The 17,442-nt window shown below is 58.4% G+C and carries 11 protein-coding genes; 5 read left to right on the plus strand and 6 right to left on the minus strand.

The window, feature by feature from the left end; all coding sequences use genetic code 11:
- Positions 1–80 precede the first annotated feature (80 nt).
- The 3 genes from ABGT88_RS04455 to ABGT88_RS04465 are packed head-to-tail and all read right to left on the minus strand — an operon-like array spanning position 81 to position 3,650.
- The gene (locus ABGT88_RS04455; protein ID WP_346700643.1) at positions 81–1,262 is read right to left on the minus strand and encodes a D-alanine--D-alanine ligase family protein; all 1,182 of its coding nucleotides are present in this window, start codon (positions 1,260–1,262) and stop codon (positions 81–83) included.
- 49 nt (positions 1,263–1,311) lie between these two features.
- The gene (gene murF / locus ABGT88_RS04460) at positions 1,312–2,874 is read right to left on the minus strand and encodes a UDP-N-acetylmuramoyl-tripeptide--D-alanyl-D-alanine ligase (RefSeq protein WP_346700645.1); all 1,563 of its coding nucleotides are present in this window, start codon (positions 2,872–2,874) and stop codon (positions 1,312–1,314) included.
- Positions 2,871–3,650, minus strand: coding sequence for an alpha/beta hydrolase (locus ABGT88_RS04465; RefSeq protein WP_346700647.1), 780 nt, complete (start codon positions 3,648–3,650; stop codon positions 2,871–2,873). The genes murF and ABGT88_RS04465 overlap by 4 nt, the downstream gene beginning before the upstream one ends.
- Positions 3,651–3,785: 135 nt before the next feature.
- Here ABGT88_RS04465 and ligA point away from each other — a divergent pair, with 135 nt between their 5' ends.
- The 4 genes from ligA to ABGT88_RS04485 all read left to right on the plus strand — a co-directional run bounded on the left by ligA (position 3,786) and on the right by ABGT88_RS04485 (position 10,559).
- Positions 3,786–5,789, plus strand: a complete 2,004-nt coding sequence (gene ligA, locus ABGT88_RS04470) for an NAD-dependent DNA ligase LigA (protein ID WP_346700649.1) — start codon at positions 3,786–3,788, stop codon at positions 5,787–5,789.
- 12 nt (positions 5,790–5,801) lie between these two features.
- Entirely contained in the window at positions 5,802–6,380 is a 579-nt protein-coding gene (locus ABGT88_RS04475; protein ID WP_346700651.1) for a DUF6913 domain-containing protein, read from the plus strand.
- A 33-nt stretch (positions 6,381–6,413) separates the two neighbouring features.
- Positions 6,414–7,307, plus strand: coding sequence for a 4-hydroxy-tetrahydrodipicolinate synthase (dapA, locus tag ABGT88_RS04480; protein WP_087408209.1), 894 nt, complete (start codon positions 6,414–6,416; stop codon positions 7,305–7,307).
- 264 nt (positions 7,308–7,571) lie between these two features.
- Positions 7,572–10,559, plus strand: coding sequence for an AAA domain-containing protein (locus ABGT88_RS04485; protein WP_346700653.1), 2,988 nt, complete (start codon positions 7,572–7,574; stop codon positions 10,557–10,559).
- Between the two features lie 111 nt (positions 10,560–10,670).
- On the opposite strand, the gene ABGT88_RS04490 is transcribed toward ABGT88_RS04485, so the two are convergent.
- Positions 10,671–12,365: a serine protease gene (locus ABGT88_RS04490; protein ID WP_346700655.1), complete on the minus strand. Its 1,695-nt coding sequence runs from the start codon at positions 12,363–12,365 to the stop codon at positions 10,671–10,673.
- A 373-nt stretch (positions 12,366–12,738) separates the two neighbouring features.
- Between ABGT88_RS04490 and ABGT88_RS04495 the strand changes: the two genes are divergently transcribed.
- A complete protein-coding gene (locus tag ABGT88_RS04495) occupies positions 12,739–14,322 on the plus strand; it encodes an IS1182 family transposase (RefSeq protein ID WP_258328254.1) in 1,584 nt (527 codons plus the stop codon).
- A gap of 186 nt (positions 14,323–14,508) precedes the next feature.
- Here ABGT88_RS04495 and ABGT88_RS04500 read toward each other — a convergent pair whose 3' ends face one another.
- Together ABGT88_RS04500 and metA are read right to left on the minus strand one after the other, a co-directional pair.
- Positions 14,509–16,335 carry a U32 family peptidase gene (locus tag ABGT88_RS04500; RefSeq protein WP_346700657.1) on the minus strand — a complete coding sequence of 609 codons (1,827 nt, stop codon included), beginning with the start codon at positions 16,333–16,335 and terminating at the stop codon, positions 14,509–14,511.
- Positions 16,332–17,249 (minus strand): homoserine O-succinyltransferase, encoded by a 918-nt coding sequence (metA, locus tag ABGT88_RS04505; RefSeq protein WP_298663368.1) that lies wholly within the window; start codon positions 17,247–17,249, stop codon positions 16,332–16,334. Before metA ends, ABGT88_RS04500 begins: the two co-directional genes overlap by 4 nt.
- Positions 17,250–17,442 lie beyond the last annotated feature (193 nt).

Below are 17,442 nucleotides of genomic sequence, written 5' to 3' on the forward strand. Positions count from 1 at the left end.
GGGATTTCAATCAAAAAGAGGTCGTGGGGCGTTTGTTATCCCCATGACCTCTTTTTTTTAACAAGGATAGTGATTGTTTCTTATTTCGCTCCCATCTTGCCGCCCTTGAGCCCTTTGCCCAGGTTGAAGATGTTCTGGTCGTAGCTGACGGTCTTCATAGCCGACTCGCGCTTGCGTTTGAGGGCGAGGTCGACCAGACGGTCCATGAGTTGGTCGAAGGGGATGCCCGATGCCTCCCACAGGTAGAACGAGAGGGAGCCGGGGATGGTGTTGATTTCGTTCACGTAGATGTTGCCGCTCTTGCCGTCGATCATAAAGTCGACGCGGGCCACGCCGTGGCACGAGAGCACTCGGAAGGTTTCGCCGGCCAGGAACTGCACGCGGGCGGTCTCCTCGGGCGAGAGGTCGGCCGGGATACGCTTTTGGGTGGCCTGCATGCCCTTGTTCGACTTGCCGCCGCCCATGTACTTGTCTTCATAGGTGAGGATGTCTCCGCTCTTGATAGGCTCCTCGCATACCGAGGTGCGGTAGTCGTCGCAGTCGCCCAGCACCGAGCAGTTGATCTCTTTCAGCTCCTCGACCATATCCTCGATGACGATGCGGGTCGAGTATTTCTCGGCCACGTCGATTTTGGCGATGAGCTCCTCGCGGTTGTCGGCGTGCGAGATACCCACGCTCGAGCCCAGGTTGGCCGGTTTCACGATGACGGGGTAGCCGAGTTTCGATTCAATCTCTTCGATAAGCTGGTCGCGCTGGGCAAACCACTGCTTGTCGGTGAACCACACGTAGTCGACGATGGGGATTCCGCTCTGCTGCATAATCATCTTCATGGTGATTTTGTCCATGCCGTTGGCCGAGGCCAGCGTATTGCAACCGGCATAGGGGATACCTATCGACTCGAGCACACCCTCGAAGATGCCGTCCTCGCCGTTGCTGCCGTGCAGCACGGGCACCACGACGTCGAGTTTGGCCCAGATGTCGCTCCCGAAGAGGGGTTTCTTCTTGCGGTAGACGTTGTAGTCGCCGTATTCGGGAATCATGTATACCTCGGTACACATCTTTTGCAGGGCGGCCATGTCGCGGTAGTTCTTCACCGTGAGCAGGGCGTCGCCGCTGAACCAGCGGCCCTGTTTGGTTATGTATATGGGGACGATTTCGTACTTCTCCTTGTTAAAGGCATTGATGGACTGCAGGGCCGAGATGACGGAGATTTCGTGCTCGGTCGAGCGGCCTCCGAAAAAAACACCAACGGTAGTTTTCATAATCTTTCTGTGCTAACGATATGTTTTGTTGTGTTGTGAATAATCGGGTTTACTTGAAGGTGTCGGGCAGGTCGTTCTCGTAGAGGACGGTGTCGCCGGCTTCGGCTACCTGGGCGAGGCGGGCCTGTGCTTCGGCAAAGGAGTCGGCCACGAAGAGCTTCTCTTCGGGGAAGTTCTCGGCCTGCAATCCGGCCAGAATGGCGTCGCGGTTGTAGCGGCCCACCACCATCACGTAGTCGCAGGCGGTGGCGAGCTGGCGGCCCAGCGTGCGGTTGTATTCGACCTGTTTGTCGCCCAGCTCGATCATGCCCGGGGTGATGGCGATGCGCTTGCCCTGGGTCATGCGGCGCAGCACGTCGAGTGCCATGCGAGCGCCGTCGGGGTTGGAGTTGAAGGCGTCGTCGATAATCGAGATGCCGCCGGGAGTCCGTTTCATGTTCAGGCGGTGTTCCACCTGCTCGATGCGGCTCACGCCGTATTGTATCGACTGCACGGGCACTTGCAGGTGCCGGGCCACGATGACGGCGGCCATGAGGTTCGACAGGTTGCACTCGCCGATGAGTTTCGTGCTCAGTTCGATGCGTTCGCCGCCGCCCACTACGGTGAATCGGGTGGCGTCGCTGTCGTAGCGGATCTCCTCGATGTGGTAGTCGGCACCGGTGTCGGCGATGGTGTAGCGTTTCACCGGCACGTTGTTGACGGGGCGGTTGGCGATGTAGGGGAAGTCGTTGTTGACCACGGCAAAGCCCGAGGCGGGCAGGGCGTCGACCAGTTCGAACTTGGTGCGCTGCACGTTCTCGATGCTCTTGAACGACTCGAGGTGCTGCTCGCCCACGGCGGTGATGATGCCTATCTGCGGATTCACCAGGTCGCAAATCTCCTTGATGTCGCCTATCTGCTTGGCACCCATCTCGCAGATGAATACGTTGTGGTAGGGCTTCATCTGCTCGCGCACGGTACGTATCACGCCCATGGGGGTGTTGAAGCTGCCGGGGGTCATCAGCACGTTGTACCGCTCGCACAGGATGCGGTAGAGGTAGTGCTTGGTGCTGGTCTTGCCGTAGCTACCGGTAATGCCGATGATGGTGAGGCCGGGCATCTGGGCCAGTATTTGCTTGGCCTCGTTGTAATATTTGCGGTTGATCTGTTTCTCGACGGGTTGCATCAGCCAGTTGGCAATCATCATCAGGTAGGGGGCCAGGATGGCCAGAGCCAGCAGGGCGCGGCTGCCGTTGTCGAGCGTGGTCGTGGCGGCAGCAAGGCCGGCAATGATGAGGGTCAGCAGCAGGGCGGCCACATAGAGGCGGGTGGCCCGGCGGGTGAATACCAACGGCTTTTTGTACTTGGCCTTCAGGTGGTTCACGCTCTTGTAGAGGGCGACCGTGATGGCGACAATCTGCACGAAGAGCGGCAAAAAGTTGGTCGAGAGCAGCAGGAGCAGAAACAGGTCGACGAGCCGCGATACCGAGGCGAACGATTCGCCTTTGAGCCAACGGTTGTAGCGGTCGTTGCGGTAGGTGTTCTGCTGCATCATCTGCAACTGGAATTTCACTTCGGTTGCAGTGTAGAAGAGCAGGGCCAGGAAGGTGATGATGGAGAGTATCTGAGTCATGATTTTTGTTTTATATCGGGCTGTAAAAAGTTTTGTACTACGGCATTAAACTCGTAGGGCTTGTCGAGGAAGCTGTAATGGCCGGCATCGTCGAAGGCCACGAGCCCGGCGTCGGGAATGAGGCGCTCCATGGTGCGGGCGTCGCGCAGGGGGGTGGCGGTGTCGTTCTTGCCCCAGATGAGAAGCACGGGGCATTGGATGCGGGGCATCACCGCCTTGAGGTCTTCGTTCACCACCTTGACCAGAATGTTGCGCATGGTGCCGGTGAGGGCGTTGTAGTCGGCCGACCCCGATTTGCGGCGATAGGCCTCGATGGTTTCGTCGGCCCGTTTGCGGCCCACGACGAGGGGGAGCAGCCGTTTCCACAGTTTGAACGAATAGACCTTCACGTAGTATTTGAGCGGACGGCGGGGTTTCACGCCGGCGGCATCGACCAGAATCACCTTGCGGGTGGCGTTGCGCGAGGCAAAGAGTATCGACACCCGGCCGCCGAACGAGTGGCCGATGAGGATGGGACGCTCGATGCCTTCGGCCCGGGCAAAAGCCTCGACCAGGCGGGTATACTCCTCTACGCCCCACACGGCCGGCGGTGTGCTGCTGCCGCCGAATCCCGGGAAGTCGAGGTTATAGACCTTGAAGTGAGGCGTCAACAGCCGTTCGATCGAGGCCACGGTGGTGTGGTTGCACCCCCAGCCGTGCATCAGTATCACGGGCAGACCTTCGCCTTCGACGTTGTATTGCAGCGTCACTCCACACAAATTTTTTGTTTGCAGCATTTTTTTGCGCTTGATGATTTTACCCGCAAAGATAAGTTATTTATGGCTATCGGCGTATAACATTCTTGGCAAATTATACCCGATTTTCTGGGTAAAAATCTTACATTTGTGTAGAATTAAAAACCTCACTGTTACATGGAATCTCCCCAGGAAAAGATAGCTCGCCTGCGCAAGGAGCTCGACGAGCACAACTATAACTACTATGTGTTGAATGCCCCGACCATCGACGACCGCACCTTCGACGAGATGATGCACGAGTTGCAGCAGCTCGAGGAGGCCTATCCCCAGTATTTCGACCCCAACTCGCCCACGCAGCGGGTGGGCAACGACATCAACCGGGCCTTTACGCAGGTCGAGCACCGCTACCCCATGCTGTCGTTGGGCAACACCTATTCGATTGAAGAGGTGGCTGCCTTTTACGACCGGGTGAGCACGGGACTGATGGGTGAGGAGTTTGAGCTGGTGGGCGAACTGAAGTTCGACGGTACCTCCATCTCGCTCATCTACGAGCATGGCCGGCTGGTGCAGGCGGTGACGCGGGGTGACGGCACGCGGGGCGACGATGTGACCGAGAATGTGAAGACCATACGCAGCATTCCCCTGCAACTGCGGGGCAACGACTATCCCGACTCGTTCGAAATCAGGGGCGAGATACTCATGCCCTGGGCCGTATTCGAGGCGCTGAACAAGGAGCGTGAGGAGCAGGAAGAGCCCCTCTTTGCCAACCCCCGCAACGCGGCGGCCGGTACCCTCAAGTCGCAAAATTCGGCTGTGGTGGCCGCCCGGGGGCTCGATGCCTACCTCTACTATCTGCTGGGCGACAATCTGCCGGCCGATACCCACTACGAAAATCTGCAGCGGGCCCGTGCCTGGGGCTTCAAGATTTCCGACGCCATGCGCATTCTCCACTCGGTCGACGAGATGAAGGAGTATATCAACTATTGGGACACTGAGCGCAAGCATCTGCCGGTGGCTACTGACGGCATGGTGTTCAAGGTCAACTCGTTGCGCCAGCAGAAGAACCTGGGCTATACGGCCAAGTCGCCCCGGTGGGCCATTGCCTACAAGTTCCAGGCCGAGCAGGCGCTCACGCGGCTCAACTCGGTGTCGTTCCAGGTGGGGCGCACGGGCACGGTTACCCCGGTGGCCAATCTTGACCCGGTGTTGCTCTCGGGCACCATTGTCAAGCGGGCCACGCTGCACAACGAAGATATAATCAACGCCCTCGACCTGCACATAGGCGATATGGTCTATGTCGAGAAGGGAGGTGAAATCATACCCAAGATTACGGCCGTCGATACCTCGGCCCGCGTGCTGGTGGGCGAGAAGGTGCGCTTCATACGCAACTGCCCCGAGTGCGGCACGCCGCTGAAACGCATCGAGGGCGAGGCCGCCTGGGTCTGCCCCAACGAGAAGGGGTGCCCGCCGCAAATCAAGGGACGTATCGAGCACTACATCAGCCGCCGGGCAATGAATATCGACGGCATCGGCAGCGAGACGGTGAACCAGTTCTACAACGCCGGGCTGGTGAAAGATGTGGCCGACCTCTATACCCTGCAAGCCCCGGCGATAGCCGAGCTCGAACGTATGGGCGAACGCTCGGCCCAGAACATCGTCGATGCCGTGCGGCAGTCGTGCGAGGTGCCCTTCGAGCGGGTGCTCTTTGCCCTGGGCATACGCTATGTGGGCGAGACCGTAGCCAAGAAGCTGGCCCTGGCCCTGCACTCGATTGACCGGCTGCGCGAGGCCACGGTCGAGGAGCTCACCCAGATAGGCGACATCGGCGAGCGTATCGCCCAAAGCGTGGTGGCCTACTTTGCCGATGCCGACAACCTGCGGCTCATCGAGCGGTTGCGCGGCTATGGCGTGCAGATGCAGATTCCCGAGGAGCGACTCTCGGAGCGGACCGACAAGCTGGCCGGTGCCACGATTGTCATCAGCGGTACCTTTGCCCACCATTCGCGCGACGAGTACAAGGCGATGATCGAGCAGCACGGCGGGGTGAATACCGGCTCGGTATCGGGCAAGACCACCTATCTGCTGGCCGGTGCGAACATGGGTCCGGCCAAGCTCGAGAAGGCCCGCAAGCTGGGGGTGCGCATCTTGTCGGAAGATGAATTTTTGGAGATGATTCGATAAACAGCGTGTGATATGTGTCTTTCGTGGATTACTGAATGGCGATTGAGGCGCAGGTTGCAGCAACCTGCCCCCGAGCGGTTTCGAGCCTTCGACGATGCCGAGCGGCTGGTCGTGTTGGCCCTGGGGCGCGATATACCGTCGTTGCGGCCGGTGCTGGCCGAACTGGCGGCCGCCGGTAAAAAGATAACATTGGTGGTCGAGGCGCGCAGCAAAAGCGAGCTTCCCGCCTCCATACCGGGGTGCGACCCCGTGTTGTCCCTGCGCAGTTCGTGGTTGTGGCGTAGGCCCACCCGGCAGTTCCTCGAGAACTTCGACCGGCACGACGGCGAGGTGCTCATCGACGTGTCTACCGCCCGGTCGCTGCCGCTGCTTTGCCTGGCCGTGCACTCGCGGGCGACCTTCAAGATAGGGGTGCCCAAGGAGGAGGCCAACCCCTTCCACCTGCAGATACTGGTACCCGCTCATCACCCTGGGAAAGAGGCCGATGGCGATGCTCCGGCTTCGGGGAAAAGAGGTCTCGATGCAGGCGAATTGTTGAAGAATGCGCTTTTTTATTGGAAGAAAATTGGCGTAAAAGAGAATAATCTGTAATTTTGGAAGCGAAAATAAATAGAGGGTAGAAATATGGCAAGAATCAATTTAAGCGGAATGGGTGTGGCACTTATCACGCCGTTCAAAGAAGACGAGAGTATCGACTTCGAGGCCCTTTCCCGACTGATTGAACATCTGATACAAAACGGCACCGACTATCTGGTTGTTTTAGGAACTACTGCCGAGACTCCCACACTCACCGAGGAGGAGAAGGCAGCCATCAAGAGTTTTGTCGTAGAGCGGGTAAAGGGCCGCATCCCCCTGGTTCTGGGGTTGGGCGGCAACAACACGCGCGGCATTGTGGAGCATTTGAAGCACGACGACTTCACGGGTTACGACGCCATTCTGTCGGTTGTACCTTACTATAACAAACCTTCGCAAGAGGGCATCTATCAACATTACAGCGCTATCGCGCAAGCCTCGCGGCTGCCGGTCATCCTGTACAACGTGCCGGGTCGTACGGGTGTGAACATGAGTGCCGAGACCACGCTGCGGCTGGCCAAGGAGTATCCCAACATCGTGGCCATCAAGGAGGCGTCGGGCAACATCACCCAGATGGACGACATCATCAAGAACAAGCCCGCCGACTTCATGGTCATCTCGGGCGACGACGGCATCACCTTCCCGCTGCTCACGCTGGGGGCTGTCGGGGTCATCTCGGTTATCGGCAACGCCTTTCCCAAGGAGTTCAGCAAGATGGTGCGCCTGGCGCTCAACGGCGATTTCAAGAACGCCCTGCCCATACACCACCGCTTCACCGAGCTCTTCAGCCTGCTCTTCGTCGACGGCAACCCCGCCGGTGTGAAGTGTCTGCTCAACGCCATGGGCTACATCGAGAACAAACTGCGCCTGCCGCTCGTGCCTACGCGCATCACCACCTACGAGAAGATACGCGCCGTGCTGCAAAGCCTGCACTACATTCCTTAATGTAAGGAGCGGGAGGGACGAACCCTCTTGCAGATGACAACGAATTTCCAATTTCTTTATACAGAAAGCGCAACCCCCTGCGGTTGCGCTTTTTTTGTCAATCGAGTCAGGATTTTACCGGTGGGGTTTCGATGGGAAATTGGTATGGCGATAAGGGATGGTGCCTGATACGGTTCGTTTGAATCTCCGTAAATCTCTGCTCCGTTTATTTGGGTCGCTGGTGGCGATTGGGTATTTTTGTAGAGAGAAAAGCAAGGAGGAACGATGAATCACCCGAAGAGTGGAGTATATGAGTTTGACCCGTTGCGCCGCATCGGGGCCGAAGTGATAGCGGTAGGCGAGGAGGGGCTGCGGGTGCGCCTCGACGAGCCGGATCTGCCGGCCGAGATGCAGGTGCTTGTGCACCGGGCCGGGGTGAACGGCGAGTTTGACGAGACGTTGCGTCTGGTCGAGCCGGGCTCGCGGTTGAATCTGGTCGATGTGGCGGTGGTCGACGATGCGCTGCTGCCGCACTATCTGGTTTTGGAGCCCGACTACCTGGTCGATGTGAGTGCTCTGGCCGAGTGTGTGCAGGAGTATGGGGCGGGGTGGCAACGCTACTTCTGGAACCGTATCCGGCCCAAGGCGGTGACCGACTCGATACTGCTGGGTAACTCGGTGAACCTGATGTTCGACGAGCTGGTGACGGCCGACGATTGCCGGGCGGTCACCTTCGAGTTGCTGATGCCCAAGCTGTTTGCCCGCTATCCTACCGAATTTGCCGCTACCTCGTCGATAGACCGCTCGTTTTTCCAGACCCTTCGCCAGCAGTTCGACACGTTGCAGCTACTCATGGAGCATGTGTTGCCGGCCCAGTCGATAGACCGCCGGCGGGCCATGGTCGAGCCTGCATTTGTGTGCGAGGCGCTGGGGTTGCAGGGGCGTCTCGACTTTCTGCAGCGCGAGGGCGGGCTGTGCGGCATCGAGTTGAAGGCGGGGCGTCCGCCCTTCCCCGAGGAGAACTGCACGAAGATAGCCCCGCCGCACCGGGCCCAGTCGGTGCTCTACCAGTTGATGATGCAGAGTGTGCTGGGGGTGCGCCTCGACGAGCAGCGGTTCTACCTGCTCTATGCCCGCAGCCGTTACCCCGACGGGTTGTTGCGGCCGGTGGTGGCTACGCCCGACGAGCTGCGCACCCTCGTCAATCTGCGTAACAAGATTGTGGCGGCCGAGCGCGATGTGGCCCGTTACGGGGCCTCGCAGGCCGAGTGGCTCACCAGCCAGTTGAGTGTGGAGAATCTGATTCCCTTTCCCAGCCGGTTTACCGACCGCTACATCCGCCCCGAGATTCAGCAGGGACGTGCCCGCCTCGAGCGCCGTCCCGACAATCTGCTGGCCCTGAGTTATTTCTACCGGTTCTATGCCTTTGTGGCGCGCGAGCACTACCTGTCGAAGGTGGGGTATGCCTCGGGTTCGGGCATCTCGGGGGCTGCTTCGCTGTGGCGCATGTCGCGCAGCGAGAAAGAGCAGGAGGGGTATATGTTCACCGGGTTGAGGCTGGTGCGCAACGATGCGGCGGCCGAGACTCCCGAGGTGGAGTTTGCCCTCTCGGGCGAGCGGTTGCTACCCGATTTCAGGGAGGGCGATATTGTGCTCTTCTACCGATGTGATGGTGAGGCCGACCAGGTGTCGACCTGCCAGATATTCAAGGCGACCGTGGCCACGCTTTCGCCCGAACGCATCGTGCTGCGGCTGCGCGACAGTCAGCTCTTTGCCGGGGCCCTGCCGGCCGAGTCGCTCTATGCCATCGAGCACGACTATGTCGACTCCTCGTTTACCACCCAGTACAAGGGGCTCTACACGCTGCTGGGGGCCTCGCCGCACCGGCGCGGGCTGCTCACGGGCGATGCCGACGAAAAGCCGCAGCGCAACGAGTTGCGCCGGCTGACCTACGACTACGACAATCCGCACCTGGCGCGCATCCTCACCCGGGCGGTGCAGGCCGACGACTACTTTCTGCTGGTGGGGCCGCCGGGCACGGGCAAGACCTCGATGGCCCTGCGCCACATGGTGCGGGAGTTCATGGCCATCCCCGACTGCCAGATATTGCTGATGGCCTATACCAACCGGGCGGTCGACGAGATTTGCGACAAACTCGATTCGATTGCCGAGGTGGACGACTACATACGGGTGGGGCAAACCCTCTCGTGCGATGTGGCCTATCGGTCGCACCTCTTATCGGAGCGTATGAAGTTGTGCCGGAACCGCGAGGAGGTGAGCCGTACCATCGGTGAGTGCCGCATCTTCGTGGCCACGCTGTCGTCGCTCTCGAGCAAGACCGAACTCTTCAGCCTCAAGCGGTTCGATGTGGCCATCGTCGACGAGGCTTCGCAGATACTCGAGCCCCAGCTTGTGGGGGTGCTCTCGGCCGCTACGCCTACGGGGCGCGATGCCATAGGCAAGTTTATTCTCATCGGCGACCACAAGCAGCTACCCGCCATCGTGGTGGAGCCGCCCGAGGAGTCGGCCGTCACCGACAGCCGTTTGCGGGCCGCCGGCTTCACCGATTGCCGGGTGTCGCTCTTCGAACGCCTCTACCGCTCGTTGCCCGAGGGGTCGCCCTTTGCCGACATGCTCGATTGCCAGTGGCGCATGCACCCCGACATTGCCGCCTTTGCCAACCGCTATTTCTATCACGGCCTGCTGCACAACGGCACGGCCGACCATCAGGTTTCGCCGCTGCCGTTTACCCGCAGGGGCGACGATGAGTGGGAGCAGCTCGTGGCCACGCGGCGATTGGCTTTCCTGCCCACCGCTACGGTGTATGCCGGCAAGAAATACAACGACGAGGAGGCCCGCAAGGTGGCCCAAATCGTGCATGCCCTCTATCGGCTATATGGCCACAACGGACTCGAGTTCGGTCGCCAGTCGGTCGGTATCATCACCCCATACCGGCACCAGATAGCTCGCATCCGTCAGGAGCTCGACCGGTTGCAGGTGGCGGCATTCGACGCGATACGCATCGATACGGTCGAGCGGTTCCAGGGGTCGCAGAGCGATTGCATCGTCTACTCGTTTTCGGTGAACGACGAGCGGCAGCTCGAGTGGCTGCCCAGCTACACCGAGGAGGCGGGCCAGCTCATCGACCGCAAGCTGAATGTGGCCCTCACCCGGGCCCGGTGCCAACTCTTCGTGTTGGGCAACAGCGCGTTGCTGTCCCGCAATCCGCTATACCGGCAATTGGTGGAGTTTCTGGAACAAGAGCCCGATTAGACAGAAAACAGGATTCTCACCCCGAAGCGGGGGGAGACAGCGATAAAAAAAACAGCCCGACGGACGCATGGTCTGCCGGGCTGCTTTATGAGGTGGTGAGTTTTTTCGGGGTTAAAAGCTGATACCTATCGAGCAGGCCAGACCCGAAAGAGTCTTCGATTTCATGCGGTATTCCTGATCGTCAAACGGTTTCATCTTCTTGCCCAGGTAGCCCAGATTGATGAATACATAGTTTTGATACCCGAACTTGTAGGCTACCTCTACACCGGCTCCGAATCCGTAGTCGATGCCGGTCAGCTCGGAACCGAGGTAGAGACCACCCAGCACCTTGGCGTAGGGTACGAGGTAGATGGGACCGCACTTGACGGGCAGTTGTCCGCCCAGGTTGAAATCGATGTCGAATACATTCTGGGTACCGGGTTTGATCACTTCGTTCAAATCTTCCCACTCCGTCTTCTCGGTGTTGATTTTCAGGAGCGACCCCGTAATCTCGTAGGTCACGAAGGTGAGTATGGTACGCTTGAAGGCCAGGCTGTATGACAGGTCGAATGCGTTGTTAAGCGGGGAGATGAGGCCCAGATAGACCGACGTACCGAAGCCGTAGCTCTTGGAGATGCCGTTGGGCTCGATGTTGCTGGCCTTCACATTCTCGGCATCGACCAGCCGCCAGCGCCCCTGCTCCATCATCCATTGGGTAGAGATGCTTTTGTTGCCTGCGGTGTAGACCACCTCGGCCTTCCGGGCGAGTGTATCGAGGCTGGCTACCGTAGAGAAGGTATAATTCTTGCCCGAGAACTGGCGGCAGATGATGTCGGCCAGTCCGATGCGGATACCTTCGAGCGGGCTCCCTTGCTCGAAGCACGACTCCATGGCGTCGGTCGCGGCGTCGGAGGCGGCGATGACCAGGTCGTAGAAGGTGTCGGCCGAGATATTCGACACGTATTGGTACGAAACGAAGGGCATCATGGCCTGGTAGGACGACTGGGCGGCCTGGAGCATCTCGGTGGCTCGCTTCGACACTTCGTCGCGGGTGAGCAGGAGCTGGGTATTACTCGGGTAGTTTTGCAGCAGGTCGTCGATGGCGCGTGCCGGGATGGCGAAGTTGGTGTTTTCGCGGCCGGCGGCTTTCCAGGTGTTGATACCAATCACGGCGTAACCGGTGGCAGCCTGTTCGTCACGGATGAGCAGCGGACCGCCCGAGCTACCGGCATCGACCTGCGCCGTGTGTTGTATCAAGGGGAGCTCTTTGCTGTTGGTCAACGACTTGATGAGGGCATTGGCATTCGACACGATGCCTTGTCCGAACTGCCACGAGGGGCGGTCTTCCAAGGCCGGGAAGCCGGCCGTGAATACGGTTGTGCCGTCGGTTATGCTCTGGTCGGTAGTCTCGAGGGCAGGCACGTTGGCTCCTTCGGGTAGGGCGATAAAGGCCAGGTCGAAGTCGTCGTGTACGCCTACTACCGGGCACGCGTCGAATCGCTTGGTGCTGTTGTCGGGCAGTGAAAACTCGATGTCGACCCGGTCGGCCTGTTCCACCACGTGGCGGTTAGTGATGATGTACAACCGGTTGTTGTGTTTGTCGCGGTAGGCAAAACCGGTACCGAACGAGCCCTTCCCGTAGTTCTGGAGTACGTCGGCTGCCGCATGGAACCCGTCGCCGCGAAGCGATTTGCTGAAGTCGGCCAGGAAGGTTTGTGTGGTTTCACTGAGTTTGGGGCGTACGATGGCCACCGTTTCGCGCAGGTTTTGAGCCGATGCGGCAAATGCCAAAATCAACGACAAAAAAGTCAAAAACTGTTTTTTCATAGAAGTGTGTTCTTGATGGTGGTAAGAAGATTTTTACAAGGATATGAATTTCTGGCTGATAAAAAAGACTTTATCCCGATAGATTGTGTTTTTATAATATTAAGTCTGGGCTAAAGATGAAAGTGGGCATGTGGTAAAAAATCTGAAAAAGGAGGAAGAGGGTGACCCAAAAGTCAAAGACTTTAAAGGGTCATCCTTTTTTGTTTGGATTACGCCAGATGGTCACAATGAGAGAATGAATGCGTGAGAGTGAGTGTGGAGGGGAGAAAAAATTAACGGTTATCTCTTTGTTTTCAAAGAAATAACCGTTGTTTTTATGGTAAATAATTGCTATATTTAAAGTGAGAATTAAAAATAAAGTCAAGCATTTACCATGAGCGCAAAGATAGTGTATAAAGATTACAATCAGAACGAAAGTCTGCTTTTTCCGCCGACATTGGGAGAACTCGTCCCAAAGAACCATCCGGTGCGGATCGTGAACGCAGTGATAGACAGGCTGGACATATCTTCTGTAGAATCGACCTACAAGGGCGGAGGGACGAGCAGTTTCCATCCCCGCATGCTTCTGAAAGTGATAGTCTACTCCTACCTGTGCAATGTTTATTCCGGCCGCCGTATGGAGCGTCTTCTGCAGGAGAACGTGAACTACATGTGGCTTTCAGGGATGTCGCGGCCGGACTTCAGAACAATCAACCGGTTCAGGAGCGGGCGTCTGGCGGACGGGCGGTTTGACGGGCTGTTCAGGCAGGTTGTCCTGCTTCTGAATGCAGAGGGGCTCGTGTCGCTGAAAGTGCAGTACATCGACGGGACGAAGATAGAGTCTGTGGCGAACAGGTACACTTTCGTATGGAAAAGGAGTGTCGAGAAGAACAAGGAGAAACTGGAGGCGAAAGTGGATGCCGTACTCAAGACGGCGGAGTCGGTCCTCTCCGAAGAGAACAGGGAATGTGCTTCGGAGGAGTCCGGTGTGACGGATCTGGCCGAGCGTACGGAAAGGATACTGCGCAGGATGGACGAGCAGGGTATCAGCGACAGAAAGCTGAGGAAGTCCGTAGAGAAGGTGAAGGACGAGTCCCTTCCGAAGCTAGAATCCTACAAGCATCATCTGGAGACCTTGGGGGAAAGGAACAGCTACAGCAAGACGGACAAGGACGCGACGTTCATGCGTATGAAGGAGGACGCGATGCGCAACGGTCAGACCAAGCCGGGATACAATGTCCAGATAGCGACGGAGAACCAGTTCATCACGAACTACGGAATCTACCGGAGGCCGACGGACTGGGGCACTATGATACCGTTCCTGAAGTCGTTCAGGGAAAGATACGGCCGGCAGAGCGAAGAGATAGTCGCGGACTCGGGCTATGGCAACGAGCAGAACTACGCGTACATGGATGGAGAGGGGATTGACGCGTATGTGAAATACACCATGTTCCATGCGGAGATGAAGCGGAAATACCGGGACAACGCCTTCTTGGTACAGAACATGTACTACAATGAGGAGAAAGACTTCTATGTGTGCCCGATGGGGCAGCGTCTGGAGCGGGCCGGGACATGGAGCACTGTCTCCGACCTGGGATACAGGTCATCCGTGGCAGTATACCGGGCAAAGAACTGCGCCGGCTGTCCGCTGCGTGGAATGTGCTACAAGGGGAAGTCCGGCAGGCGTACCATTGAAGTGAACCACACTGCGAACGCATTCAAAAGGAAGGCACGGGAACTGCTGACCGGAGAGAGAGGCCTGATGCACAGGAGCAGACGTCCGATCGAGCCGGAAGCCGTATTCGGTGACATCAAGTTCAATCACGGCTTCAAGAGGTTCCGTCTCAAGTCAGCCGGAAAGGTCAATGTCGAGTTCGGCCTTGTCGCCCTCGCCCATAACCTCAGAAAATATGCGGCGCATGTCCGCGACGGACTCTTGGGTGTGTCTGACAACTCTCCGTCATTGGGAATGGCATAGCCCAAAAACATGAAAGACGAAAATCAGAGGTATTAGTAAACCAGCCCTTCCCGGAGACTTCCTGCTCCGGTAAAAAGTAATGTGGTCATCTTTTTCTATAATAAAACAAAGAGACCGCCCAAAATCTCTTTTGGGTCGGCCTCCTATGTAGTTTAATATGTGGCTGTTGACTGTATGAATGGGGGCCTATTTCGCCTCTCGCTGTATGGTCATCTGGCACGCCTGGCAGTCGAAGTGCAGGGCCAGTCGTTCGCCCTTGTAGAGCAGGGTGAGCGGTTCGGGCAACTCCTTGCCGGCGGGAGTCTTCCTGCAATATCCCAGCATGTAGCGGATGCAGTGGCGCGTGAACATGAGGGGTACCCCTTCGACGGGTTTCGTCTCGAAAGCGGGTGCTATGCTCGTGACGCCGTGGTCGCGGTAGAACTGCTCGGCCAGGTGGTTCGACACGTTGCCCAGGTAGTTGATGGCGTTTTGCGGGAATCGGGCCGTGAGCTCCTCGGGCCGACGGCGTTCGGGTCGGCAGGCGATGCGGCGGGCGCGGTCGAGCCATTCGACGCCCCGTTGCCGCAGTTTCGACAGGGTAGAGGCGGGGATGAAGAGGCTCTCGTCGAGGGCGATGTCGATGCGTGTGGCAGTGTAGACGGAGGTGCCCAGTTTGCCCAGTTGTTTCTGTTGCGTCTCCTGCTGCGGGGTGCGGGCCGGCTGGTGCTGTGCCTCTTCGCGCACGGTCACCGAGAGGCCGTTCTCGTCGGTGAGGGTGAGGGCAAAACCGTCGGGCACGGTATAGAGTCGCATGGTTATCCCGATGCGGCGGTCGGCCGTGGGGCGGGCAAGCTGTTTCTCAAACTCGAAATCGAGGTTGCGATAGAGCACCGTGCGGGGGGCGATGTCGATGCGCGAGGCGGGGTAGATGCGGTTCCCTTCGGCCCGGTTGACCCGTACCCCTTCGAACTCGCCCCGGCTGTTGACGAAGCAGAGCCCGTCGCCGTTGTGCAACGAGGCGGTCCCGGCCACGACAAACGAGTTGCGGTCGGTCTGTTTTACCTGGCCTACACGTTCGCCCAGCGACTTGGGGGTGTCGGGCGAGGCGATGGGGGCGGCGGTGCGTCCGTCGAGAAAGTAGTGGGTAAAGCCCCGGTTGAAACTCTTTTCGAGCCGGGGGGTAAAATCGATAATCGAACTGCCGGACGAGGAGCGCCGGTACTCGGGCCGCCGTTCGAAGATGCGGTCGAGCGCCTGCCGGTAGTAGGCGGTGCAGTTTTTCACGTAGGCCATCTCCTTGAGCCTCCCCTCGATTTTGAGCGAGGTGACGCCGGCATCGAGCAACTCTTCGAGGCGGTCGCTCTGGTTGAGGTCGCGCAGCGAGAGCAGGTGCTTGTCGCGGGCTATGATGCGGCCGCGGCCGTCGACGAGCGTGTAGGGCAACCGGCAATACTGGGCACACTCGCCCCGATTGGCACTGCGGCCGCACAGGGCCTGGCTCAGGTAGCACTGCCCGCTGTAACTTACACAGAGGGCCCCGTGTACAAATACCTCGAGCGGAACCCGCACGGTAGAGCTGATGGCTCGTATTTCGTCGAGCGAGAGCTCCCGGGCCAAAACCACCTGCGAGAATCCGCACCGTTCGAGAAACTGCACCTTCTCGGGGGTGCGGTTGTCGGTCTGCGTGCTGGCATGCAGGGCAATGGGCGGGATGTCGAGCCGGGTGATGCCCATGTCCTGCACGATGAGGGCATCGACCCCGATGTGGTAGAGCTGGCGGATGAGCCGCTCGGCCTCGGCCAGTTCGTGGTCGTAGAGCAAGGTGTTGAAAGTGATGTAGATGCGGGCATCGAAGCGGTGGGCAAAGTCGACGAGCCCGGCCAGGTCGTCGAGGCTGTTGCCGGCTGCGGCCCGGGCACCGAACCGGGGTGCACCTATGTAGACGGCATCGGCCCCGTGGAGGATGGCCTCTTTCCCTATCTCTGCATTTTTGGCAGGAGCCAACAGTTCTATGCGGCGAGCGTTTGTCATCGAATATCGTTCAGGTTATAAGGAGTTTGTTGATATACAAAGTAGTTGAGCCAGTTGGTAAAGAGCAGGTTGGCGTGTCCCCGCCAGGTGACCACGGGCGGGTTGTCGGGGTTGTCGCCGGGGTAGTAGTTGCGGGGCAGGGCGATGTCGAGCCCCTTGGCCCGGTCGCGCCGATACTCGATGTCGAGCGTGAGGGCCGAGTATTCGGAGTGGCCCGTGATGAAGAACTCGCGACCGCCGCGTGCCATGACCATGTAGACCCCCGCCTCTTCCGACTCGGAGAGGATGGTGAGCTCGGGGTTCCGCTCGATGTCGCTGCGGCGCACCTCGGAGTAGCGGCTGTGAGGCACCTCGAAGCGGTCGTCGAAGCCGCGGAAGATGGGATTCTTCTCGTCGTGTTTGTGGTGGGTGAACACGCCGAACAGCTTGTGGGGCAGTGCATGCTTGGGTATGCCGTAGAAGTGGTAGAGCCCCGCCAGCGCCGCCCAGCAGATGTAGAGTGTGGAGGTGACGTGGGTGCGGGCCCAGTCGAAAATCTCGGTCAGTTGGTCCCAGTAGTCGACCTTCTCGAAGTCGAGCCGTTCGACCGGTGCGCCGGTGATGATCATGCCGTCGTAGTTGTGGGTGCGTATCTCGCTGAAATCCTTGTAAAAGGTGTCGATATGCTCGACGGGGGTGTTGTGCGAGATGTGGCCCGAGACGTTCATCAGGTCGAGCTCGATTTGCAGCGGGGTGTTCGAGATGAGCCGCAGCAGGTCGGTCTCGGTGACGATCTTCAACGGCATCAGGTTGAGAATGAGTAGCCTGAGCGGGCGAATGTCCTGCGTGGAGGCACGCAGGTCGTCCATGACGAAAATGTTTTCGGCTTTGAGTATCTCGACAGCCGGCAGCGATGCGGGAATCTTTACGGGCATGGTTTCTCCTTTCGGTTGGTTGGCAGCTTTTCTGTCAGTACAAAAGTATAAAAAAATGGCGGGCTGATAAAATCTTTGCCGATTCGGGGATAAACTATTGAAATTTATTTTGTTAATAGTTGTATAGGTCGAGGGTTAATTGAGCGTGAAATATAAAATACATAAAAAAGCAACATATTTTTTATGTTGTACA

The sequence above is a fragment of the Barnesiella sp. An22 genome (assembly GCF_963931395.1).
GTDB classification, from domain to species: Bacteria; Bacteroidota; Bacteroidia; order Bacteroidales; family Barnesiellaceae; genus Barnesiella; species Barnesiella merdigallinarum.